General features: G+C 70.6%; 21 protein-coding genes. 8 read left to right on the forward strand and 13 right to left on the reverse strand.

The features are described from left to right. Window positions 1-330: 330 nt before the first annotated feature. The 4 genes from leuA (at window position 331) to C1I97_RS10320 (ending at window position 4,526) form a co-directional block, all read left to right on the forward strand. The gene (gene leuA / locus C1I97_RS10305) at window positions 331-2,061 is read left to right on the forward strand and encodes a 2-isopropylmalate synthase (RefSeq protein WP_111002917.1); all 1,731 of its coding nucleotides are present in this window, start codon (window positions 331-333) and stop codon (window positions 2,059-2,061) included. A gap of 207 nt (window positions 2,062-2,268) precedes the next feature. Further along, on the forward strand, window positions 2,269-2,967 hold the full coding sequence (locus C1I97_RS10310) for a TerB family tellurite resistance protein (RefSeq protein WP_111002918.1): 699 nt from the start codon (window positions 2,269-2,271) through the stop codon (window positions 2,965-2,967). 95 nt (window positions 2,968-3,062) lie between these two features. Then, window positions 3,063-3,506, forward strand: coding sequence for a protein-tyrosine phosphatase family protein (locus tag C1I97_RS10315; protein WP_111002919.1), 444 nt, complete (start codon window positions 3,063-3,065; stop codon window positions 3,504-3,506). A 72-nt stretch (window positions 3,507-3,578) separates the two neighbouring features. Further along, window positions 3,579-4,526 (forward strand): FAD-dependent oxidoreductase, encoded by a 948-nt coding sequence (locus C1I97_RS10320; RefSeq protein ID WP_309147790.1) that lies wholly within the window; start codon window positions 3,579-3,581, stop codon window positions 4,524-4,526. Here C1I97_RS10320 and C1I97_RS10325 read toward each other — a convergent pair. Continuing rightward, on the reverse strand, window positions 4,516-5,712 hold the full coding sequence (locus C1I97_RS10325) for a GNAT family N-acetyltransferase (protein ID WP_258382507.1): 1,197 nt from the start codon (window positions 5,710-5,712) through the stop codon (window positions 4,516-4,518). The two genes, C1I97_RS10320 and C1I97_RS10325, sit on opposite strands and share 11 nt — an antisense overlap. Window positions 5,713-6,199: 487 nt before the next feature. Here C1I97_RS10325 and recO point away from each other — a divergent pair, with 487 nt between their 5' ends. Both recO and C1I97_RS10335 read left to right on the forward strand, forming a co-directional pair. Beyond that, window positions 6,200-6,946: a DNA repair protein RecO gene (gene recO, locus C1I97_RS10330; RefSeq protein WP_111002934.1), complete on the forward strand. Its 747-nt coding sequence runs from the start codon at window positions 6,200-6,202 to the stop codon at window positions 6,944-6,946. Window positions 6,947-6,997: 51 nt separating this feature from the next. Continuing rightward, window positions 6,998-7,837: an isoprenyl transferase gene (locus C1I97_RS10335; protein WP_111002921.1), complete on the forward strand. Its 840-nt coding sequence runs from the start codon at window positions 6,998-7,000 to the stop codon at window positions 7,835-7,837. 201 nt (window positions 7,838-8,038) lie between these two features. On the opposite strand, the gene C1I97_RS10340 is transcribed toward C1I97_RS10335, so the two are convergent. From C1I97_RS10340 to C1I97_RS10355, 4 genes are read right to left on the reverse strand one after another with little or no spacing between them, the layout of a single operon-like run. Further along, window positions 8,039-8,455, reverse strand: a complete 417-nt coding sequence (locus tag C1I97_RS10340) for a Fur family transcriptional regulator (RefSeq protein WP_111002922.1) — start codon at window positions 8,453-8,455, stop codon at window positions 8,039-8,041. Between the two features lie 57 nt (window positions 8,456-8,512). Then, complete coding sequence (locus tag C1I97_RS10345; protein WP_111002923.1) at window positions 8,513-9,415, reverse strand: metal ABC transporter permease; 903 nt, start codon at window positions 9,413-9,415, stop codon at window positions 8,513-8,515. Then, window positions 9,415-10,182, reverse strand: coding sequence for a metal ABC transporter ATP-binding protein (locus tag C1I97_RS10350; RefSeq protein WP_111002935.1), 768 nt, complete (start codon window positions 10,180-10,182; stop codon window positions 9,415-9,417). The genes C1I97_RS10345 and C1I97_RS10350 overlap by 1 nt, the downstream gene beginning before the upstream one ends. A gap of 29 nt (window positions 10,183-10,211) precedes the next feature. Further along, entirely contained in the window at window positions 10,212-11,174 is a 963-nt protein-coding gene (locus C1I97_RS10355; RefSeq protein WP_111002924.1) for a metal ABC transporter substrate-binding protein, read from the reverse strand. A 184-nt stretch (window positions 11,175-11,358) separates the two neighbouring features. Between C1I97_RS10355 and C1I97_RS10360 the strand changes: the two genes are divergently transcribed. Next, the gene (locus C1I97_RS10360) at window positions 11,359-12,741 is read left to right on the forward strand and encodes a glycine--tRNA ligase (RefSeq protein ID WP_111002925.1); all 1,383 of its coding nucleotides are present in this window, start codon (window positions 11,359-11,361) and stop codon (window positions 12,739-12,741) included. A gap of 140 nt (window positions 12,742-12,881) precedes the next feature. Here the strand turns inward: C1I97_RS10360 and C1I97_RS10365 are convergent, their stop codons facing one another. Both C1I97_RS10365 and C1I97_RS10370 read right to left on the reverse strand, forming a co-directional pair. Then, window positions 12,882-13,331, reverse strand: a complete 450-nt coding sequence (locus tag C1I97_RS10365) for a hypothetical protein (RefSeq protein ID WP_111002926.1) — start codon at window positions 13,329-13,331, stop codon at window positions 12,882-12,884. 294 nt (window positions 13,332-13,625) lie between these two features. Beyond that, window positions 13,626-15,071 carry an MFS transporter gene (locus tag C1I97_RS10370; RefSeq protein ID WP_111002927.1) on the reverse strand — a complete coding sequence of 482 codons (1,446 nt, stop codon included), beginning with the start codon at window positions 15,069-15,071 and terminating at the stop codon, window positions 13,626-13,628. Window positions 15,072-15,166: 95 nt separating this feature from the next. On the opposite strand from C1I97_RS10370, the gene dusB reads away from it, so the two are divergent. Further along, the gene (gene dusB / locus C1I97_RS10375) at window positions 15,167-16,309 is read left to right on the forward strand and encodes a tRNA dihydrouridine synthase DusB (RefSeq protein ID WP_111002928.1); all 1,143 of its coding nucleotides are present in this window, start codon (window positions 15,167-15,169) and stop codon (window positions 16,307-16,309) included. A 185-nt stretch (window positions 16,310-16,494) separates the two neighbouring features. On the opposite strand, the gene C1I97_RS10380 is transcribed toward dusB, so the two are convergent. From C1I97_RS10380 to C1I97_RS40650, 6 genes are all read right to left on the reverse strand, one after another. After that, window positions 16,495-16,632, reverse strand: coding sequence for a methionine/alanine import family NSS transporter small subunit (locus tag C1I97_RS10380; RefSeq protein WP_111002929.1), 138 nt, complete (start codon window positions 16,630-16,632; stop codon window positions 16,495-16,497). Window positions 16,633-16,942: 310 nt separating this feature from the next. Next, window positions 16,943-18,592, reverse strand: coding sequence for a CDP-alcohol phosphatidyltransferase (locus tag C1I97_RS10385; protein ID WP_111002930.1), 1,650 nt, complete (start codon window positions 18,590-18,592; stop codon window positions 16,943-16,945). Window positions 18,593-18,672: 80 nt separating this feature from the next. Beyond that, on the reverse strand, window positions 18,673-19,119 hold the full coding sequence (locus tag C1I97_RS10390) for a hypothetical protein (RefSeq protein WP_181446665.1): 447 nt from the start codon (window positions 19,117-19,119) through the stop codon (window positions 18,673-18,675). A 142-nt stretch (window positions 19,120-19,261) separates the two neighbouring features. After that, entirely contained in the window at window positions 19,262-20,986 is a 1,725-nt protein-coding gene (locus tag C1I97_RS10395; protein WP_111002931.1) for a relaxase/mobilization nuclease domain-containing protein, read from the reverse strand. Continuing rightward, complete coding sequence (locus C1I97_RS41310) at window positions 20,983-21,609, reverse strand: plasmid mobilization protein (protein WP_258382508.1); 627 nt, start codon at window positions 21,607-21,609, stop codon at window positions 20,983-20,985. The genes C1I97_RS10395 and C1I97_RS41310 overlap by 4 nt, the downstream gene beginning before the upstream one ends. Then, window positions 21,606-21,842: hypothetical protein (locus C1I97_RS40650; protein ID WP_258382509.1), on the reverse strand; the 237-nt coding region annotated here is incomplete at its 5' end. The genes C1I97_RS41310 and C1I97_RS40650, both read right to left, overlap by 4 nt.

Here is a 21,842-nt window from a genome sequence, read left to right on the forward strand (position 1 = left end):
GTGAAATATCGGGGCAAGGGGGCCTTCGCCCGCCGGTGGGGTGGTAGGGAGGGGTGCGGAGAGTCACCGGAGTGCGAGGGCGGGCGTGACATCGCACACTTTTCGCCCGTTTCATCCCGCTGGTTTCGCATACTGGAACGGGCCCGCGCGTCCGGCGCGGCTCGGCTAGGCTGCGGAGCATCATGCGTTTCGGGCTGCTTCTCCTTAGCTGCCGCGGCGAGGGCCTGTAGTCGAGGCCGACCCCCTCACCGCGGTGTCTGGCGTTGCGCCGTCGGCCGTTCTTCCGGCACCCGCGCCACCCGCGGACCTTTTCGAGGAGCCCACGCAACCATGGCCAACCGCCAGCAGCCCAGTTCCATGCCGATCCACAAGTACGGCCGCTACGAGCAGGTCGACATCCCCGACCGCACCTGGCCGAGCAAGCGGATCACCGTCGCCCCCCGCTGGCTCTCCACCGACCTGCGCGACGGCAACCAGGCCCTGATCGACCCCATGTCGCCCGAGCGCAAGCGCCGGATGTTCGACCAGCTGGTCAGGATGGGCTACAAGGAGATCGAGGTCGGCTTCCCGGCCTCCGGCCAGACCGACTTCGACTTCGTGCGCTCGATCATCGAGGAAGAGGGCGCGATCCCCGAGGACGTCACGATCTCCGTACTGACCCAGGCCCGCGAGGACCTGATCGAGCGGACCGTGGAGTCCCTCAAGGGCGCCAGGCGGGCCACCGTCCACCTGTACAACGCCACCTCCCCGGTCTTCCGCCGGGTCGTCTTCCGCGGCTCCAGGGACGACATCAAGCAGATCGCCGTCGACGGCACCCGCCTGGTGATGGAGTACGCCGAGAAGCTGCTGGGCCCCGAGACCGACGGTACGGCGTTCGGCTACCAGTACAGCCCCGAGATCTTCACCGACACCGAGCTGGACTTCGCGCTGGAGGTCTGCGAGGCGGTCATGGACGTCTACCAGCCGGGCCCGGGCCGCGAGATCATCCTCAACCTGCCCGCCACCGTGGAGCGTTCGACCCCCTCCACGCACGCGGACCGCTTCGAGTGGATGCACCGCAACCTCTCCCGTCGCGAGTACGTCTGCCTGTCCGTCCACCCGCACAACGACCGCGGCACGGCCGTCGCCGCCGCCGAGCTGGCGCTGATGGCCGGCGCCGACCGCGTCGAGGGCTGCCTGTTCGGGCAGGGCGAGCGCACCGGCAACGTCGACCTGGTCACCCTGGGCATGAACCTGTTCTCGCAGGGCGTCGACCCGCAGATCGACTTCTCCGACATCGACGAGATCCGCCGTACGTGGGAGTACTGCAACCAGATGGAGGTCCACCCGCGCCACCCGTACGTGGGCGACCTGGTCTACACGTCCTTCTCCGGCTCCCACCAGGACGCCATCAAGAAGGGCTTCGACGCGATGGAGGCCGACGCGAAGGCCAAGGGCGTCACGGTCGACGACCTCGAGTGGGCGGTGCCGTACCTGCCCATCGACCCCAAGGACGTCGGCCGGTCCTACGAGGCCGTCATCCGCGTCAACTCGCAGTCCGGCAAGGGCGGCGTCTCCTACGTCCTGAAGAACGACCACAAGCTGGACCTGCCGCGCCGGATGCAGATCGAGTTCTCGAAGATCATCCAGGCGAAGACGGACGCCGAGGGCGGCGAGATCACGCCGAAGGAGATCTGGGCGGTCTTCCAGGACGAGTACCTGCCGAACCCGGAGAACGCCTGGGGGCGCATCCAGGTCAGGACGGGCCAGTCCACGACGGACACGGATGGGGTGGACACCCTCACGGTGGAGGCCACGGTCGACGGGGAGGACACCGTCCTGACCGGCTCCGGCAACGGACCGATCTCGGCCTTCTTCGACGCCCTGCACTCCATCGGCGTCGACGTACGCCTGCTGGACTACCAGGAGCACACGATGAGCGAGGGCGCCTCCGCGCAGGCCGCCTCCTACATCGAATGCGCGATCGACGACAAGGTCCTGTGGGGCATCGGCATCGATGCGAACACGACACGCGCGTCGCTGAAGGCGGTCGTCTCGGCCGTCAACCGGGCGGCGCGCTGACCGCTCGACCCGTGTCCGTCCGGGTCCCGGGCCGCCTGCCGAGGCGGCCCGGGACCCGTCGTGCACCCGCTGTGCGACCGTCGTATACCGGCCATCCGTTCGTGCAGGTCACGGGAAGGTCTCGTCCGGGGTGCTGACTCCGCCTCACCGATGTGGCTAACATCACGCCAGTGCGGCGATGTTGCCGTGCGGTTACGGAGGTGCGACGTGCTGCCAGTACGGGGACGAAACGGTCGTGCCGCCAGGCTTGCCCGGATGCTGGGCACCCGTACCGCGTGGACGCCGGTCGGCGACGGCGAGTTCTTCTGCCCCGGCTGCGGCGGCGACCGCAACTACCAGCGCCTGAGCGGCCGCCGGCGCTTCACCGTCCTCGGCGTGCCGCTGCTGCCGCGCGGCGTGGCCGCACCGGTCGTCGAGTGCGCCGCCTGCGGCGGGCACTTCGGCACCGACGTCCTGGACCACCCGACCACGACGCGCTTCTCGGCGATGCTCCGCGACGCCGTGCACACCGTCGCCCTGGCCGTGCTCTCCGCGGGCGGCACCTGCTCCCGTACGGCCCTGGAGACCGCCGCGGCCGCGGTCCGCGCGGTCGGTCTCGCCGACTGCACCGAGGAGCGGCTGGCCGCCCTGGTCGAGGCGCTGGCCGCGGACACCGGGCGCGTCCACGACGGCCGGCCGTGCGGCGCGGACCTGGCCATAGAGCTGCACGAGGCCCTCGACCCGCTGGCCCCCCACCTGGCCCCCGCGGGCCGCGAGTCGATCCTCCTCCAGGCCGCCCGCATCGCCCTGGCCGACGGCCCCTACACCCCCGCCGAACACGACACCCTCACCACCGTCGGCGCGGCCCTGACCATCCACACGGACGAGGTGACCCGCCTGCTGGCAGAGGCCCGCACACCGTCGTGACGCGCCACGGCCGGGACCGCGGGACAGGGGCACCTGGACAACGTCGGGACAATGGCGCTTTCGCCCGCCTGACGTGGAAGGGGGCCGCCACGCCCATGAACAAGCAGTCCGAGCCCCGGTGGGACGAACATGCCCCGGGCGTCCTCCGGCTCCCGTCCGGCCGGCTGGTGAGGGGCAGAGGCCTGCGCCGCCCCCTCGACCCGGTGGCGCCGGCCCCGACGTACGGCGTCTACCTCCTTGGCGGACAGCCTCCCGAGGTTCCCTGGGAGTCCCGCTGGCTGCGCTGGCCCGACTTCCGCCTGCCGTCCGATCGCACCGCCGCCTCCGCCCTGCTCACCGAGGCCTGGGAGCGCGCCGCCACCGACCGTGTGGAGGTCGCCTGTGACGGCGGCCGGGGCCGCACGGGGACAGCACTGGCCTGCCTGGCCGTGCTGGACGGCGTACCGCCCGCGGAAGCGGTCACCTACGTCCGGACGCACTACGACCGGCACGCGGTGGAGACACCGTGGCAGAGGCGGTACGTGCGGCGGTTCGAATAGGGTCGAGGCAGGGACGCCGCCCGAGCGGGGGCGAGGAGAGCCGCACGGAGGTGTGCATTGTCGGCCGGCGTGGTGATCATCGGTGCCGGAGTCGCGGGACTCACCACAGCGGTGTGCCTGGCGGAGTCCGGAATGGACGTACGCGTGGACACGGATCGGCCCCCTGGTGAGACGACCTCGGCGGCCGCGGGCGCGATGTGGGATCCGTACCTGGTCGAGCCCGCTCACCTGGTCGACCGATGGAGCCGCGTGACTCTGTCGGTGTTGAACACGCTGAGCGCCGACGCGGACACGGGGATCCGGTTGGTGGAAGGAACTCACGAGTCCCGGATTCCCTGTGAGATGCCGGAGTGGGGCAGCCTGGTCGAAGCGCGCGTTTGCGCACCCGGTGAACTCCGCCCGGGTTTTGTGTCCGGGTGGCGTTATCGCGCTCCCGTCGCCGACATGCCCCGATATCTGCGCTACCTGGCCCGTCGGCTCGAGCGGGCCGGCGGTCACCTTCGCTGTCACCGTTACAGCACGCTCGAAGAAGCGATGCGCGAGGCGCCGGTGGTCGTCAACTGCTCGGGTGCGGGGGCCCGGTCGCTGGCGGCGGACGCCTCGGTCGAGGCGGTGCGTGGCCAGCTGGTGGTGGTGGAGAATCCGGGTATCCGGTCGTTCTTCTGCGACGACACCCCGGGGGCGGAGGAACTCACCTATATCTACCCGCACTCCGACACTATGGTCCTTGGGGGGACGGCGGTGTCCGGGAACTGGGACCTGCGCCCTGACGAGGCCGCGGCTCGGGAGATTGTCCAGCGCTGCGTCGCGGTCGAACCGTCCATCGCGGGTGCCCGGGTACTTGGGCACCGGGTCGGACTGCGGCCGGTGCGGGGAGAGGTGCGGCTCGAGGAGGAGCCTCGCGAGGGCACTTTGCTCCTGCACAACTACGGTCATGGCGGAGCTGGACTGACCCTGTCGTGGGGATGCGCCCGTGAGGTCGCCGAGCGGGTCCGCAGGGCGACCGGACTCATTCCCTGATCTGCCACTGCCGGCGCTCCGTGATTCCCCTCTCCGAGCCTCTGCGGAAGAGGTACAACCAGGTGCGCATCGCCAGAGCAGCAGTCAGGGCGGCGGTCCACGGCCAACTGATGGTCTTCGTCGCCACGAGTGCCGCACCGAGTGTCGGCGAGACGGCGGTGAACACCGTCAAGGCGATTTCGCTCCGGCTCCGGCGGAATCGAAAAGCGATGGAAAATTCGGAATGCTCGTACCAGGCGATTGCGGCGCTCAGTACGACGGCCAGGACCATGGTCGTCCATGGGTTGTCGCTGACTTGGGCGTAAGTGACGGGAAGTGAGATCACGAGAGGTAACACGCCGCCGTACTCGGACAGCACATTCCCCCACTTCATGATCTTGCCGAACGAGTTCGAGCGGATCCGGGCCAGTTCACCGGAGGCGCTCGCGTACACGATCAGAGAGAGCACCGTGCTGAAGGTCGCTCCGATGAGCAGCAGACGGACGTCATCAGGGAAGCTTGTCGAGGTAAAGGCGAAGCCCAGAAGGAACGTCACAGCGGCGAGAATGGAACCGGAGAAGGCTATGCCCGCTGCGGCTTCCCCGGACTGCAGGGTCGCCGGATCGTCCCGCTCGAAGCGTGCGATTTCGAACGCGGGCGCACCGGACAGAGTGACCAGGGCCGTTATGGCGTGGTCGGCGGGCGCCAGGGACTCCATGAGCTGTTCCCGGGCGCTTACGTGAACGAGATGCCGCGCATCCGGATCAATGTATTCGACGCGGAATTTGTGCTGGAAATGGATGGGAAGCGCGTCACCTGTACCGCCGGTGTGCATGACCCGAGTGCCTATGAAGCCACACGTCAGTAAGAGACGTGTCACCGTCGGCTGCTCGGTGTTCGCTATGGCGGAGATGAGTACCGGTTCGCTCGACTTCTGAGAGATCTGCTGCACCAACTCGGCCAGGAGCCGTGATGCCACGCCCTGCCGACGCGCCTCGGACCGGACCGCGATCACCGACAGGCGCACATGTCCCGGAGAAGGCATCTCTGCGACGACACAGCCCACCAATTCGCCCGAGGATTCGGCCACTCGGACCAGATTGTGCGCGAGGGCGTCAGCAAGCAGTGTTGGCGACGGCACGACTGCCGCGTCACAAGTATCGGTCAACAGGGTTCGAAGCAGGGGGAGATCGGCGGGGTGGGCCATCCGGGTAGGCCATGCAGCCATGTCCATCGGTTCCGTTCAGCCGGTCGGGGTGTGGGTGGATCCTACAGATCGGATGTGGCATGTACAGATAGCGCCGCGGCGGGACACGTCGGAGGGGGATGCCACGGGGAGTCCCGCTGGCTGTGCCGACCCGACTTTCGGCTCCCGGCCGACCGCGTCGCCGCTCGCGGCCGCACCGGTGCACGGTGGAGACCCCGTGGCGGAAGCAGTACGTACGGGACTCCCTGCCCGCTCGTCGGGCTGGGGGCTGCTTGGTGGAGACGCCCGCTCGGCTCGCCGCGGTGCTCCGGTGAGCGCGGTCCGGCCGCCGGCGGGCTCGTACGCCATGGGCACCGGCACGGGCCGGGCCGGTGTGGTCATGGGCCACGAGGGGCTGTACGTACAGCTGCGCCCCCTGGGCGGTGGCAGGGAATGGTACTGCCCCGCCCCCGCACGGGGCGGGGCCAACGTGGGGGACAATGGGCCCATGAGTCTGTTCCGCGACGACGGCGTTGTGCTGCGCACCCAGAAGCTGGGTGAGGCGGACCGGATCATCACCTTCCTCACCCGCGGGCACGGGCGGGTGCGGGCCGTGGCGCGCGGGGTGCGGCGGACCAAGTCGAAGTTCGGGGCCCGGCTGGAGCCGTTCTCGCACGTCGACGTGCAGTTCTTCGCGCGGGGGAGCGAGCTGGTCGGGCGCGGTCTGCCGCTGTGCACCCAGAGCGAGACCATCGCCCCCTACGGCGGCGGGATCGTGACCGACTACGCCCGCTACACCGCCGGGACGGCCATGCTGGAGACCGCCGAGCGGTTCACCGACCACGAGGGCGAGCCGGCCGTCCAGCAGTACCTGCTGCTCGTGGGCGCCCTGCGCACCCTCGCCCGCGGTGAGCACGCCCCGCACCTCGTGCTCGACGCCTTCCTGCTGCGCTCGCTCGCCGTCAACGGCTACGCTCCCAGCTTCGGCGACTGCGCCAGGTGCGGGATGCCCGGCCCGAACCGCTTCTTCTCGGTGGCGTCCGGCGGCTCCGTCTGTGCCGACTGCCGGGTCCCCGGCAGCGTCGTACCCTCGCCGCAGGCGCTGGAACTGCTCGGCGCGCTGCTCACCGGGGACTGGGCGACCGCGGACGCCTGCGAGCCGCGGTACGTCAGGGAGGGCGGCGGACTGGTGTCCGCCTATCTGCACTGGCACCTGGAGCGCGGGCTGCGCTCACTTCGGTACGTGGAAAAGTAGTACTCCGAGCAGTCCGAGCAGTACGTCCGCAACAAGGGAGACGAGAAGCACATGGTCGTACGCGGGATCCTGGGGCGTCAGCGCCGTGAGTACCGGGCGCCCGAGCCGCACCCGTCCGGTGCGCGCCCGCCGAAGCTGCCGGGCGAGCTGGTCCCCGAGCACGTGGCGATCGTCATGGACGGCAACGGCCGCTGGGCCAAGGAGCGCGGCCTGCCCCGTACCGAGGGGCACAAGGTCGGCGCCGAACGGGTGCTGGACGTCCTGCAGGGCGCCCTGGAGATCGGCGTGGGCAACATCTCCCTGTACGCCTTCTCCACCGAGAACTGGAAGCGCTCGCCCGACGAGGTCCGCTTCCTGATGAACTTCAACCGCGACTTCATCCGCAAGACCCGCGACCAGCTCGACGAACTCGGCATCCGGGTGCGCTGGGTGGGCCGTATGCCCCGGCTGTGGAAGTCGGTCGCCAAGGAGCTCCAGGTCGCCCAGGAGCAGACCAAGGACAATGACCGGCTCACCCTGTACTTCTGCATGAACTACGGCGGCCGGGCCGAACTCGCCGACGCCGCCAAGGCGCTGGCCGAGGACGTCAGGGCCGGCCGGCTCGACCCGGCCAAGGTCACCGAGAAGACCATCCAGAAGTACCTGTACTACCCGGACATGCCGGACGTCGACCTGTTCCTGCGCCCGAGCGGCGAGCAGCGCACCTCCAACTACCTGCTCTGGCAGAGCGCGTACGCCGAGATGGTCTTCCAGGACGTCCTGTGGCCCGACTTCGACCGCCGCGACCTGTGGCGCGCCTGCGTCGAATTCGCCTCCCGCGACCGCCGCTTCGGCGGCGCGATCCCCAACGAGGAGCTGCTGGCCATGGAGGGACGCACCGAGGAGAGCTGATCACCGGCCGACGCGCCGGGACGTTCTCGCGGGCCTCGCGGTGCGCGAGCGCAGAGGGTGCCTCCTACTGGTCCCGTGGGGTTTCGCCGCGGTCCGGACACCCCGCTCGTGGAGGTGCTGCCCTGGCGCGGGCTGCGCTCCCCGCAGGAGGCGGACAGGCCGCGGTCCCTGCCGGACCGCGGCCTGTCCCGCTTCCGAGTCTCAGCTCCCGGCCGCCGCGCACTCCGCGCACGTGCCGAAGATTTCCACCGTGTGGGCGACATTGACGTAGCCGTACTCCTGCGCGACCGCCTCCGCCCACTTCTCCACCATCGGTCCCTCGACCTCGACCGCCTTGCCGCAGACGCGGCAGACGAGGTGGTGGTGGTGTTCGTCGGTGGAGCAGCGGCGGTAGACGGACTCGCCGTCGGAGGTGCGCAGGACGTCGACCTCGCCCGCGTCGGCGAGGGACTGCAGGGTGCGGTAGACCGTCGTCAGGCCCACTGAGTCGCCCCTGTGTTTCAGCATGTCGTGGAGTTCCTGCGCGCTGCGGAACTCGTCGACCTCGGCGAGGGCCGCCGCGACAGCGGCACGCTGCCGGGTGGCGCGTCCCTTCACGGGCGGTCCAGCGGTGGTCACCGGTTGCCTCCTTAGGTCTGGCCTGCCGGCCATTGTGCCAGCCGTGGCCGCGGGAGGTCAGGCGCCGACCTCGCCGGCGGCCCCCCGGCCGGCCGGAATCGCGTACTCCGCCGGGTCCCCGGCCGGGTGCGCCGCGGCCAGCGCCCGCGCGCGCCGCCGGGCCAGGGGAGTGGCCAGCGCGGTGAGCACGATGAACGCGGCGATGGTCAGCAGCACGATCGTCGCGCCGGGCGGCACGTCCTGGTAGTACGACGTGACCGTGCCGCCGATCGTGACGCTCACCCCGATGGCGGCGGCGATCGCGAAGGTCGCGGCGAAGCTGCGGCTGAGCTGCTGGGCGGCGGCCACCGGGACCACCATGAGTGCCGAGACCAGCAGCAGTCCGACCACGCGCATCGCGACGGTCACCGTCACCGCCGCCGTGACCGCCGTCAGCAGGTTCAGGGCGCGCACCGGCAGCCCGGTCACCCGCGCGAACTCCTCGTCCTGGTTGACGGCGAACAACTGGCGGCGCAGACCCAGGGTGACCAGGACGACGAAGGCCGCGAGCGCGCAGATCGCCACGACGTCCGACTGCGAGACCGTCGACAGCGAACCGAACAGGTACGAGAGGAGGTTGGCGGTGGAGCCGCCGGGGGCGAGTTTGGTGAACATCACGCCGCCCGCCATGCCGCCGTAGAAGAGCATCGCCAGGGCGATGTCGCCGCGGGTGCGGCCGTACCAGCGGATCAGCTCCATGAGCACCGCGCCGAGGACGGCCACGGCCGTGGCCATCCACACCGGGGAGGCGGACAGCAGGAAGCCGAGACCGACGCCGGTCATGGCCACGTGGCCGATGCCGTCGCCCATCAGGGCCTGGCGGCGCTGGACGAGGTAAATGCCGATGGCGGGGGCGGTGACGCCGACCAGGACGGCGGCGAGCAGGGCCCGCTGCATGAAGGCGTAGTTCAACAGTTCCATCAGCTCAGCAGTCCCGTGCGGATCGGGCCGGCGCCCGAGGCGTCGTGCGGATGTACGTGGTCGTGGCCGGGCAGGGCGTGCTGCCCGACCGCCTCGGGCGGCGGGCCGTCGTGGACGACGCGGCCGTCGCGCAGCACCACCGCCCGGTCGATCAGGGGCTCCAGGGGGCCCAGTTCGTGCAGGACGAGCAGCACCGTCGTACCGGCCGCGACCTGCTCCCGGAGTGTGTGCGCCAGGACCTTCTGGCTGGCCAGGTCGACGCCCGCCATCGGCTCGTCCATGATCAGCAGCTCGGGTTCGGCGGCCAGCGCGCGGGCGATCAGCACGCGCTGGTGCTGGCCGCCGGAGAGGGCGTCGACGGGGTCCTTCGCACGGTCCGCCATGCCGACCAGCTCCAGGGCGCGGTGCACGGCCGTGCGGTCGGCCCTGCGGAAGAGGCCGAAGCGGGTGCGCGACAGCCGGCCCGAGGAGACGATCTCGGTGACCGTCGCCGGGACGCCGCCCGCGGCGGTCGTGCGCTGCGGGACGTAGCCGACCCGCGACCAGTCGCGGAAGCGGCGCAGCGGGGTGCCGAACAGCTCGACCCCACCGGCGCTCACCGGCACCTGGCCGATGACGGCGCGCACGGCCGTCGACTTTCCGGAGCCGTTCGCGCCGAGCAGCGCGACGACCTCGCCGCGCCGCACGGTGAGGCCGACGCCGCGCAGGACGGGGCGCGAGCCGAGCTCGGCGGTCACGCCGCGCAGGGCTATGACGGGCTCGTCCATGGTGTCGTCCTTCCTGTCCGGGTTGCTGGTCACTTGGCGCCCAGCGCCTTCTGCAGCGCCTTGAGGTTGGCCTCCATGACCTGGAAGTAGTCGCTGCCGCGGGACGTGTCGGTGATGCCCTCGAGCGGGTCGAGGACGTCCGTCCTCAGGTGTGCGTCCCGGGCGAGGGTCTTCGCGGTCCTGTCGCTGACGAGCGTCTCGTAGAAGACGGTCGTCACCCCGTCGGCCTTCGCCGTCTGCTGCAGGTCCTTCACCCGGGCCGCGCTGGGCTCGGACTCCGGGTCGAGGCCGTTGATGGCCTCCTCGGTCAGGCCGTAGCGCTCGGCGAGGTAGCCGAAGGAGGCGTGCGTGGTGATGAAGACCTTGTTCCTGGTGTTCCTCAGCCCGGTCTCGTACCGGGTGCCGAGGTCGTTCAGCTTCCCGACCAGGGCTTCGGTGTTCTTCCTGTAGTCGGCCGCGTGGTCCGGGTCGGCCTTCGCGAAGGCCGCGCCCACGCCCTCGGCGACCTCGGCGTACTTGACCGGGTCGAGCCAGACGTGGAGGTCCTTGCCGCCCCCGGCCTCGTGACCGTGCCCGTGGTCGTCCCCTTCCGGGTGATCGCCGGTCTCGCCGCCGTACTCCCTCAGCGTGGTCAGGGAGGCGGCGTCGATCTTCGTCCTGATCCCGGACTGGGCGACGGCCTCGTCGACGGAGGGCTGCAGGCCCTTGAGGTAGAGCACCGCGTCGGACTCCTGCAGCCGCGCGGTCTGCCGGGCGCTGATCTCCAGGTCGTGCGGTTCCTGCCCCGGCTGGGTCAGACTGGTGACGTGGACGTGGCTCCCGCCGATCCGCTCGGCGAGGAAGGCCATCGGGTAGAACGACGCGACGACGTCGTACTTGCCGCTGCTGTCGCCTGCCGCGCCGGAGGAGGAACAGGCGGAGAGGGCTCCGAGACCGAGAGCGGTGGCCGCCGCGACCGCGGTCCCGGACATGAGACGTCGTCGTATGTTCATGACTGTCATTTTCAACTAATATGGAAACCGTTGTCAACAAGCTCTTGCGAGAGGGCCGCGAGGCCCAAAAGGGCCTCTGCCCGGCACCGATTTGGCCGAGGTGGAGCCTCCGCCGGTACCCTGAGGCATTCCCGCTCATGAAGCGTCTCGCTTCGTCGCCCGTCGTCGTAATGAAGAGAGCACCGTGGCCGCCGACAAGATCGACACCATCGTCAGCCTGAGCAAGCGCCGTGGCTTCGTATTCCCCTGCAGTGAGATCTACGGCGGTCAGCGCGCCGCCTGGGACTACGGGCCGCTCGGTGTCGAGCTCAAGGAGAACCTCAAGCGCCAGTGGTGGCGCTACATGGTGACGTCCCGCGAGGACGTGGTCGGCATCGACTCGTCCGTGATCCTGGCCCCCGAGGTCTGGGTCGCCTCCGGTCACGTCGCCACCTTCACGGACCCGCTGACGGAGTGCACCGCCTGCCACAAGCGGTTCCGCGCCGACCACCTGGAGGAGGCGTACGAGGAGAAGAAGGGCCGCGCCCCGGAGAACGGCCTCGCGGACATCAACTGCCCCAACTGCGGCAACAAGGGTCAGTTCACCGAGCCGAAGCAGTTCTCGGGCCTGCTCTCCACCCACCTCGGCCCGACCCAGGACTCCGGCTCGGTCGCCTACCTGCGCCCCGAGACCGCCCAGGGCATCTTCACCAACTTCGCCCAGGTGCAGACCACTTCGCGACGCAAGCCGCCGTTCGGCATCGCCCAGATGGGCAAGTCGTTCCGCAACGAGATCACGCCGGGCAACTTCATCTTCCGCACCCGCGAGTTCGAGCAGATGGAGATGGAGTTCTTCGTCAAGCCGGGCGAGGACGAGAAGTGGCACGAGTACTGGATGGAGCAGCGCTGGAACTGGTACACCGGCCTGGGCCTGCGTGAGGAGAACATGCGCTGGTACGACCACCCGAAGGAGAAGCTCTCCCACTACTCCAAGCGCACCTCCGACATCGAGTACCGCTTCCACTTCGGCGGCAGCGAGTGGGGCGAGCTCGAGGGCGTCGCCAACCGCACCGACTTCGACCTGGGCGCCCACTCCAAGGCCTCCGGCCAGGACCTGTCCTACTTCGACCAGGAGGCCGGCGAGCGCTGGACGCCGTACGTCATCGAGCCCGCGGCCGGTGTCGGCCGGGCGATGCTCGCCTTCCTGCTCGACGCCTACGTCGAGGACGAGGCGCCCAACGCCAAGGGCAAGATGGAGAAGCGCACGGTGCTGCGCCTGGACCACCGCCTGGCCCCGGTGAAGGCCGCGGTGCTGCCGCTGTCCCGCAACCCGGAGCTGTCCCCGAAGGCCAAGGGCCTCGCCCAGGCCCTGCGCCAGCACTGGAACATCGAGTTCGACGACGCCGGCGCCATCGGCCGCCGCTACCGCCGCCAGGACGAGATCGGCACGCCGTACTGCGTCACGGTCGACTTCGACACCCTGGACGACAATGCGGTCACGGTCCGCGAGCGCGACTCCATGAAGCAGGAGCGGGTGTCGCTGGACCAGATCGAGGGCTACCTGGCCGCCCGCCTGGTGGGCTGCTGACCCGGTAACCCCGGTAGTCCCGGCAACACGACAGCACGACAACGACGTACGGCCGCCGAGCGACTCGGCGGCCGTACGCGTTCGCGGAGGAACCGGCGCGGTGCGGGCTACGAGCCCGTCAGCACCGTGTCACCCCTTGGTCAGGACACCCTCACGGTGACCGTCCTGGAGTGCGTCCCGTCCTGCGTCACCCGCAGGCGCTCCGTGCCCTTGCCGGTGAGCTTCACGGGCACGGAGAAGGTGCCGCCCCTCTGGACGGTGGTCGTGCGGAGGGTCGTCCACTTGCCGTTGACGTCGCGCTGGACGGTCAGCCTGGTGCCGGTCGCCAGGTGCGAGGCGCGCCCGCTGAGCGTCACCTCCTGCCCGGACCTCATCGAGGTGTGGCTGACCCGGGCCGTGATCGCCGCGGCTGCCCTGGTCGGCATGGGGCTGTGGGTGCGGGTGGGCATCGGGCTCGTGTGGGTGCGGGTCGGCATCGGGCTCGGGTCGGTCGCGGCGACGGCTCCGGCCGATCCGACCGACACCAGCGCGACGGACAGGGCGCCCGCGGCGGCCCCACGGACACAGCGGCTGCGGAGTGTGAGGTGCATGGTGGTCTCCCGTTGATGGATTTCCCCCTTGCGGTGCGCGTGTCCCACTGGGCTCACTCGCCCCACTGGGCCATCGCGCCCCTCCAGAGTTCCCCCAGATGGCCCGCGCGGCGACTCGAAAGGGGTCACGGAGCGTGCAAAAGGGCTCCCCTTTGGCGAAAATCCGCAGCTCAGCCGGGGTGTCCTCGCTTACCTTTTTCTTACCAAGCGGCCGTGGCGCAACCGGGCTCGCACCACGGGGTCACCCGCCGGAAGCCGCGGTCAGGACCCTGGTGGCGGGTGGCGGGCGGCGGCTCAGGCGCCGATGCCCGCCGTCTGCCGCACCTCGTTCTCCTGCAGCCGCTCGGCGGTGCGCTCGGCGGTCCGCCCGGCCCAGCGGCCGCTGGTGAGCGCGCCCAGGGCCAGGACGGCCGCCCCGCACGCCACCAGGACCCACCACCCGGGCCGAGCGGCGGAGACGAAGGCGTCCTTGTACGGCGACGAGCCCACCCCGGAGGCCAGCAGCGCGCCGACCACCGCGACGCCGAGCGTCTGCCCGAGCTGCCGGCTGGTGGAGGCGACGGCGGCGGCGACGCCGGCCTGGGCGCGCGGCATGCCGGAGACGGCGGTGTTGGTGATGGGCGCGTTGACGAAGCCGAAGCCGATGCCGAACAGGACGTAGCCGACGACGAGCGTGAGGTCGGAGGTCTCGGCCTCGAAGACCGCGAACAGCACCGCGCTCACGGTCATCGCGGTACCGGCGACCAGCAGCGGCAGGCGCGGCCCCCGGGTGCCGACCAGCCGCCCGGACAGCGGCGCGCACAGGAAGGTCGGCGCCGCCAGCGGCAGCATCCACAGGCCGGCGTGCAGGGCGTCCAGACCGCGCACGTTCTGCAGGTACAGCGTGGACAGGAACAGGAAGCCGCCGAGCGCCGCGAACGCGCTGATCGCGATGACGGTGGCCCCGCTGAACGGCGCCGAGCGGAAGAAGCGCAGGTCGATGAGGGGGTCGGCGCGGCGCGGCTCGTACCACAGCAGACCGAGCAGGGCGGCGAGCGCGACGACGGCGAAGGGCAGGATCCTGGCGGGGGCGGAGACCGGGGCCTCGATGATCGCGTACGTCAGCGCCCCGAACAGGGCGATGACCAGCACCTGGCCGACCGGGTCGGGCCGGCGGGCCCTCGGCGCGCGGGACTCGGGGACGAAGCGCAGGGTCAGCAGCAGCGCGGCCAGGGCCACCGGCAGGTTGACCCAGAAGATCGACCGCCAGCCCACCGACTCCACCAGCAGCCCGCCGACCAGGGGACCCGCGGCCATGGATATGCCGACCACCGCGCCCCACACGCCGATCGCGCGGGCACGCTCGCGCGGGTCGGTGAAGGTGTTGGTGATGATCGACATGGCGACCGGGTTGAGCATCGAGCCGCCGACCGCCTGCACCATGCGGAAGACGACCAGCAGTTCGAGGTTGGGTGCGAGGGAGCACAGCAGCGAGCCGATGCCGAAGACGACCAGGCCCGTCATGAAGACCCGTTTGCGCCCGATCCGGTCGGCCGTGGAGCCGGCGAGCATCAGCAGTGACGCGAGCACCAGCGTGTAGGCGTCGATGGTCCACTGCAGTCCGGACGTGCTCGCGTGCAGCTCCCGCTGCAACGAGGGCAGGGCGACGTTCAGAACGGTGTTGTCGATGCTGACGATCAGCAGGCTCATGCAGCAGATCGCCAGCACCAGCAGTCGCCGCCGGTGGCTGAGCTCGGGCATGGGTTCCAGCGTAGCGGATTTCAATAGTGCGGTTAACTAATGGCCGATGCAGGATCACGGACTCTTCGCCGGGCCGCATACGCGACAATGGGGGAATGCCCACGCCCGATTCCCCCCTCCAGATCGGTCCACACAGCGTCCAGCCGCCGGTGGTCCTGGCCCCCATGGCCGGCATCACCAACGCCCCCTTCCGCACCCTGTGCCGAGAGTTCAGCGGGGGCAAGGGGCTGTTCGTCAGCGAGATGATCACGACCCGGGCGCTGGTCGAGCGGAACGACAAGACCATGCAGCTGATCACGTTCGACGCGAGCGAGCGGCCGCGCTCGATCCAGCTGTACGGCGTGGACCCGGCCACCGTCGGCAAGGCCGTCCGCATGATCGCGGAGGAGGACCTGGCCGACCACATCGACCTGAACTTCGGCTGCCCGGTGCCCAAGGTGACCCGCAAGGGCGGTGGCTCGGCCCTCCCCTACAAACGCAACCTGCTGCGGGCCATCCTGCGCGAGGCGGTCAGCGGGGCCGGCGACCTGCCGGTCACGATGAAGATGCGCAAGGGCATCGACGACGACCACCTCACCTACCTCGACGCCGGCCGGATCGCGGTCGAGGAGGGCGTGACGGCGATCGCGCTGCACGGCCGCACGGCCGCCCAGCACTACGGCGGCACGGCGGACTGGGACGCCATCGCCCGCCTGAAGGAGCACGTCACCGAGATCCCCGTGCTCGGCAACGGCGACATCTGGTCGGCCGAGGACGCGCTGCGGATGGTGCGGGAGACCGGCTGCGACGGCGTGGTCGTGGGCCGCGGCTGCCTGGGCCGTCCGTGGCTGTTCGCGGATCTGGTGGCGGCCTTCGAGGGCCGCACGGACGCTCGTGCACGGCCCACCCTGCGCGAGGTCGCCGACGTCATGGTCCGGCACGCCACCCTGCTCGGCGAGTGGCTCGGCGACGAGTCGCGGGGCGTGGTCGACTTCCGCAAGCACGTCGCCTGGTACCTCAAGGGCTTCGCGGTCGGCTCCGAGATGCGCAAGCGGCTCGCGATCACCTCCTCGCTCGAGGAGCTGCGGTCCGGCCTGGACGAGCTGGACCTCGACCAGCCCTGGCCGGCCGGCGCCGACGGGCCCCGCGGCCGTACGTCCGGCAACAACCGGGTGGTGCTGCCGGACGGCTGGCTGAAGGACCCGTACGACTGCGCGGGCGTCGGCGAGGACGCGGAGCTGGACACCTCCGGCGGCTGATCAGCGCCTCCCGCGGGCGGGGCCGGGCGGATCGGCCCGGTGGCATCGGCTCGGTGGTATCGGACCGGTCGCATCGGCCCGGTGGCGCGGCCGGCGATGTGACCGGCCCGGCCGTACGGCGCGGCGCCCCGGCCCGGGACCTTCCGGGCGGGGCGCCGCGCCGTATCGTTTCTGCTCCCTACGGCTCAGGCCGCCGGCCGCGACGGGGCCGCGTCGTCCTCGGGACGCTCGGGATGGCGGCGCAGCTGGACGATGGCGCCCACCAGACCGCCCCAGACGATCACGATGGCCACGATCAGCATGATGACCGAGCTCGTCGACATCAGTTCCTCACCCCTTCCAGTGCGTTCGAGTCGGTGTCCGCGCTCGCCTCCGCGGCGGGCCCGGAGTCCGCGGAGCGCCAGGGCACCTCGCCGACCCGATCGCGGCGAACAGGAAGCCCGAGCGGCTTCCCCACTGCTCGCGGGAAGGACTGGACATGATCACGTTTCCTTGGTCATTTCTTTGCGTAGGGCGGCACGCCAGCAACAGAGGCCCCTGGCGGACAGGGGGCGCCGCATAGCGGACACGGTCGTCGCCGCCGTGCTCGCACACGCTCGTGATCTGGCAGTTCTTCCGTGCGGCCGGGCGGGATCACCGGCCTTTGGCCGGGTGCGGGGTGGATCCGTACGCCGTCAGGAAGCGGTCGCGGAAGGAGTCCATCCTCCACACCGGGGCGTCGTGGGCGGGCCGCAGACCGTCGCTCCACCCCCAGTCGGCGATCTTCTCCAGGACCTTCGGATCCTTGGCGACGATCGAGACCGGCACGTCACGGCTTGCGTGGTCGCCGCTGACCCGGGCGATGGGCTGGTGGTCGCCGAGGACGACGAGCACGGTGTCGTCGTGGGCGTAGCGCTCCATCCACTGGGTGAGGGCGGTCACCGAGTACTGGATCGACTTGCCGTACTCCTCGCGGGAGCGGACCGGGTCGGTGATGATGTCCGCCGGCCTGGTGCCGGCCGCCTCGATGTCCTTGAAGACCGAGCCGTCGCCGAGCTCGTCCCAGCCGACCATCTCCGGGAGCGGCGCCCAGGGCTGGTGGCTGGAGGTCAGGACGACGAACGAGGTCAGCGGCTTGTCGCGCTTCCTGCCGTGCTCCAGGCGCTGGAACGCCTCCAGGGTGTACTGGTCGGGCATGGTCGACCAGCTGAACTTGGGTCCCCGGTAGCCCAGCTCGAAGGCGTTGTAGACCTTGTCCAGGCCGTACCACTTGGCCTCCGGCCAGCCCTTCTGCACGCCCGGCATGATGCCGACGGTGTCCCAGGCGCCGGTCTTCCTGAACGCCTCGGTCAGGGTGAGGTGGTCGCCGGAGGTCACCGTGCGGTAGCGGTTCTGGTTGTCGACCCACAGCCCCGACATGAACGTGGAGTGACCGAGCCAGCTGCCGCCGCCGTACGTCGCGGAGGTCAGCCAGCCGCTCCTGGCGTGGAAGCCCGCCTTGGCCAGGGCCTGGGTGCTGACGTCGAGGGTCTCGTTGACGCCGGGCGCCATGACCGGGTCCTCGATCGCGCTGCGGCCGTAACTCTCGATGAACGTGAAGATCATGTCCTTGCCGCGCAGGTCCGGAACGAGCCGGCTGCCCGGGGTGCCGCCGAACGCGTCGGCCTTCGCCATCCGCGCGAACTCCCGCTCGTCCCGGAGCGTGGCGCGCACCCCGTGCTCGCGGTACCTGATCATCGCGACCGTGTGCTCGGAGGCCACCGGGAAGCCGGAGACCTGCACGTTCAGGGTCGAGCACAGCATCCACAGCACGCTGGCGAGCAGCAGCCCGCGCGTCGAGCGGGCCTTGTGGCGGCCGAGGAAGCCGCCGACGCGGACGACCGCGAGCGCCGTCACGGCGAGCACCGCCAGCACGAGGAGCACGACACCGGCGGCGGCGAGCAGGGCGACGGTGCCGCCCAGGGTGTCCGCGAGGTACGACTGGGCGTCGGCCAGCAGGTGCCAGTCCAGGATCACGTTGAAGCTGCGGCCCAGGTACTCGTTGAACTCGATGTCCGTCAGGTTCAGCACGGTCAGCACACCGAGGGCCACTCCGCCGAGCACCGCCGCGACCACCCGCGCCCGGTGCGGAAGTGCGACCAGCAGGGCCGCTCCGAGCAACGCCTCCACCGGTAGCCGGGTGAACGCCGCGGCCTCGAACTGGTCCCCCTTGTTCGGCAGCAGCAGGGCGACGACGACCAGGAGGAGGGCGAGGGCGGTGACGGCGGTGAGGCCGAGGGCGGTGGTGGCGACGCGAACGCGCATGGCGGAGCTGACCCCTTTGCTACTGGGCAACGGTTGGGCAGCGCGGGCCCGTGGGCCCGGTGGGGTTGCAGGGATGGCGGTCAGTGGCCGAGGTGCCGCAGGCAGTCCTCGAACGTCGCGTGGTGCGCGTCCGCGGGGCCGGCGTGCCGGTTGTACCAGGCGGTGTCGAGGCGGGTCTCCCGCTGCTGGTGCCCCTGGCGGCAGCGCAGCCAGATCTGGTCGCGGGTGGAGAGGATGAGCCAGTCCCGGTACGCGCCGCACTCGGCGCAGGCAACGACCTCGCCGTCGAGGATGATCGGCTGTGTCCAGGGCATCATCCGGCCGTCGAGCTGGTCGTGGCTCGGCACGCGCAGCTCAGGTGGAAGGAAGTCGTCCACCGCTGGTGCTGGTTCAGTGGGCTGCTGCGTGGTTCGCAGTCGTTCGACCTCCGGTGGAACCTGGCCGGCCATCCGCTGGTATGCCTCGTAGCTGCGGTGCTGCAGCTCGCTGGTCTCCGCCGCTCGCCGGCGGCGTATCCGGTGGAACACCCTGACGTCCTCCCTCGTCTCGTTCTGTACGCGTCATGATCGTTTCTTAACCCCCGGACCTGCTTCAATTCACAAAGTCCACAGTCGTGACCAGGCAGCAGCTGGCCTGGTGCGTCTCGATGCCGCAAGGCCGTGGTTCGGCCTATCGTCGATCCCTGGTCGGCGCGGTTTCTGAGTGGGAGCGTGACACCGGACGGGAACCACGTTGCCTGGGCTGGTGCGTGAAGCGTTCTGCCGCGCTTTCGTCGTGCGCTCTGCCGGTCGTGTCAGCGGGCAGGTCCGCGGCCCGGCGCAGGCGCCACACGAGGACGTCGCTGATCGACGCGGCCGTGTCGAGTTCGCGTTGTCCCGCCGCCTCGGTGAGCAGAGCAGCGGGGTCGTGGCCGGCGGCTTCCGCGTCGGCGAGAGTGGCAGCGAGTGCGTACCAGCCTGGCTCGGCGAGGATCTGCTCGGCCAGCTCCGGCACGGCTTCGCGCAGCATGGTCGTCTGCCGCTGCCGTAGCGTCCGGTTGAGTCGCTGTCCCCGCTGGTACAGGGCGCCAAGCGGCACTGCTGCTGCGGCCTGGTAGGCGGCGCGCAGGTGCGCTGCGGCTCGGTGCGCTGCGGCAGCCTGCTGGGCGTGGTTCTTCTTGGCGTGCCAGCGGGCGGCGGCGGTGATGAGGAAGAAGAGCATGTCGATCGCCATGGCCGTGGTCGCTCCGTCTTCGCCGCGGCCGAGGGCCGGGCCGCCGTAGACGAGGTCGCGGGCGGCCTGCCGCAGGGCCCGGTCGTGCCCCCGCTCGGCACGGACATGGGACCGGGAGGCGCGCTCGAACGCCCACGCAGCTTCTCGCAGTTCGCGGCGGGTGTGGGCGGCGGAGGTCTTCGCGAGCGCGTCCAGGACCTCGCCGGCGGCGGCGATGTGCGCGGCGGCGACCGCGTCCTCGCCGTGCTCGATCACCAGCACCGCAGTCCACGCTGCCGAGGCCGCTCGCCGGCGCGCGGCGGCCGGGCCGGTTCGGTCGGCTGGTGGGTCGTCCTGCGCGGGCCTGCCTGCGGACCAGCGCTCCCGGATGCGTGGCAGGGACAGGTCTGGTGCGAGGCGGGCGCCGGGGTAGAACACCGGCTCGTCGTCCTTGTTGCGGTCGTCGGGCAGGGCGACCTTGTAGCCGAGCAGATCACCGGAGGGAGCGGCGCGCTTGCGGATCAGCAGGCCGGCGGCGGCCAGCCGGTCGAAGAACTCCTCCTCGCTCGTCGTGCCGGCCACCGCGCGCCGCACGGTCTCACGCAGCTCCTCCCGCGCGGTGCGGTCCCGGCCCTGGCGCTCGGCCTTGTGGCGCTCGGCACTGGTCGGACGCTGCGCGGCGGTCCCGTCACCGGGTGCGACCTGGTGCAGGCCGAGTTCCTTCTCGATCAGACGGCATTCGGCCTGCGCCCGCTTGCCGGAGCGGAAGTCGTCGGGACGGCTGCCGTCCTCGCAGACCAGGGTGGCGACGATGTGGATGTGGTCGTCGGCGTGCCGTACGGCGGCCCAGCGACACCCGGGTTGGCCGCCACCGGGGTCGATGCCGGTGGCGGCCACGATGCGTCGGGCGATGTCGCCCCACTCCTCGTCGGTGAGGATCCGGTCGTCGGCAGTCGCGCGCACCGAGGTGTGCCAGACGTGCTTGGCCGGACGGGCGTGTTTGGGCAGCGCCTGGATCGGCTGGTCGAGGAGCTGCTGGAGGTCCTTCAGGGTGGCCTTCGGGTCGCGTCCGGGGTCGGGCGACATGCCGTCGAAGGAGGCCACGAGGTGGGGGTCGGTGTGCTCCTCGTGCTTGCCCGGGCCATAGAGGTACGCGAGCAAGCCGATCGTCCTGGAGCCGGACTTATTGACGCTGGGGATCATGAGGCACGCTGCTCGATCAACCGCTCGGAGGCTTCACGGACCGTCTCGGCGGCGCGGTGGACGGCGGCGACCGCTGCTTCGAGCTGGGGTGCTTCGGCACCGGAGTTGAGGGCCTTGACTGCCTGGTTGAGGTTGCTGCCGGCCCAGCCGAGTCTGCGGCGGCTGTCGAACAGGGCCGTGATTACTTCACGCTCATCGGCGATCTCGGCGCTGGTGCGGTCGAGGTCGCGAGCGGCGGCGAGAGCGGAGCGCGCGAGGAATCCGGCGACGGACAGGTTGCATCGAGCGGCGGCGGACTTGATCAGGGCAAACTCCTCGTCGTTGAAACGCGTGTTGGGCTGGTGCAGGCGCTTCTTCTCGCGCGGCTGACGCGGACGCTGGCGAGCGCGGGCACCGCGCTCGCGGCGGCTGCGGCGCTGCGACGGCCTCTCCTCCTGCCCCGGCTTCGATCCGCCCTCGGTCGAAGCCTCCAGGACCTGCGCCCCCCGGTGCAGGTCCTCTCCCGCCCCCTCGGGGGCGGGCTCGGCGGAAGCTACGCTTCCGCCCCAACTTGCTCGCTCAGAGACCGAGTTGGGGTCGGAGGCAGGTTCCGGGGTGGTGCCGTTCTCACGCGGGGTTGTCATTGGGTATCGGGCCTCGTGGAGCGGATGCGGAGCTGGACGGCGGCGGCTAGGTCGACGATGTCGGCCGGTCCTGCGAGGACGTACACGGGCCCGTTGGCCTCGTTCTGGATGAGCCACTGGCCGGTCGGGACGGGAACTGCGGCGTGCAGAAGCCGCCGCCGGACCAAGACGTCCGCCCAGGCACCAGCTTCGGCGACCGTCGGCCTGGACGTGCGGGCGGGGAGGGGCACTAT

The organism is Streptomyces sp. NTH33 (genome assembly GCF_003236365.1).
Lineage (GTDB): Bacteria > Actinomycetota > Actinomycetes > Streptomycetales > Streptomycetaceae > Streptomyces.

Coding starts and splice junctions, on each gene's coding strand:
- leuA (WP_111002917.1), top strand. CDS start 331: ATGGCCAACCGCCAGCAGCCCAGTTCCATGCCGATCCACAAGTACGGC.
- C1I97_RS10315 (WP_111002919.1), top strand. CDS start 3,063: ATGAACAAGCAGTCCGAGCCCCGGTGGGACGAACATGCCCCGGGCGTC.
- C1I97_RS10325 (WP_258382507.1), bottom strand. CDS start 5,712: ATGGCCCACCCCGCCGATCTCCCCCTGCTTCGAACCCTGTTGACCGAT.
- recO (WP_111002934.1), top strand. CDS start 6,200: ATGAGTCTGTTCCGCGACGACGGCGTTGTGCTGCGCACCCAGAAGCTG.
- C1I97_RS10335 (WP_111002921.1), top strand. CDS start 6,998: ATGGTCGTACGCGGGATCCTGGGGCGTCAGCGCCGTGAGTACCGGGCG.
- C1I97_RS10345 (WP_111002923.1), bottom strand. CDS start 9,415: ATGGAACTGTTGAACTACGCCTTCATGCAGCGGGCCCTGCTCGCCGCC.
- C1I97_RS10350 (WP_111002935.1), bottom strand. CDS start 10,182: ATGGACGAGCCCGTCATAGCCCTGCGCGGCGTGACCGCCGAGCTCGGC.
- C1I97_RS10355 (WP_111002924.1), bottom strand. CDS start 11,174: ATGAACATACGACGACGTCTCATGTCCGGGACCGCGGTCGCGGCGGCC.
- C1I97_RS10365 (WP_111002926.1), bottom strand. CDS start 13,331: ATGCACCTCACACTCCGCAGCCGCTGTGTCCGTGGGGCCGCCGCGGGC.
- C1I97_RS10370 (WP_111002927.1), bottom strand. CDS start 15,071: ATGCCCGAGCTCAGCCACCGGCGGCGACTGCTGGTGCTGGCGATCTGC.
- dusB (WP_111002928.1), top strand. CDS start 15,167: ATGCCCACGCCCGATTCCCCCCTCCAGATCGGTCCACACAGCGTCCAG.
- C1I97_RS10380 (WP_111002929.1), bottom strand. CDS start 16,632: ATGTCGACGAGCTCGGTCATCATGCTGATCGTGGCCATCGTGATCGTC.
- C1I97_RS10385 (WP_111002930.1), bottom strand. CDS start 18,592: ATGCGCGTTCGCGTCGCCACCACCGCCCTCGGCCTCACCGCCGTCACC.
- C1I97_RS10395 (WP_111002931.1), bottom strand. CDS start 20,986: ATGATCCCCAGCGTCAATAAGTCCGGCTCCAGGACGATCGGCTTGCTC.
- C1I97_RS41310 (WP_258382508.1), bottom strand. CDS start 21,609: ATGACAACCCCGCGTGAGAACGGCACCACCCCGGAACCTGCCTCCGAC.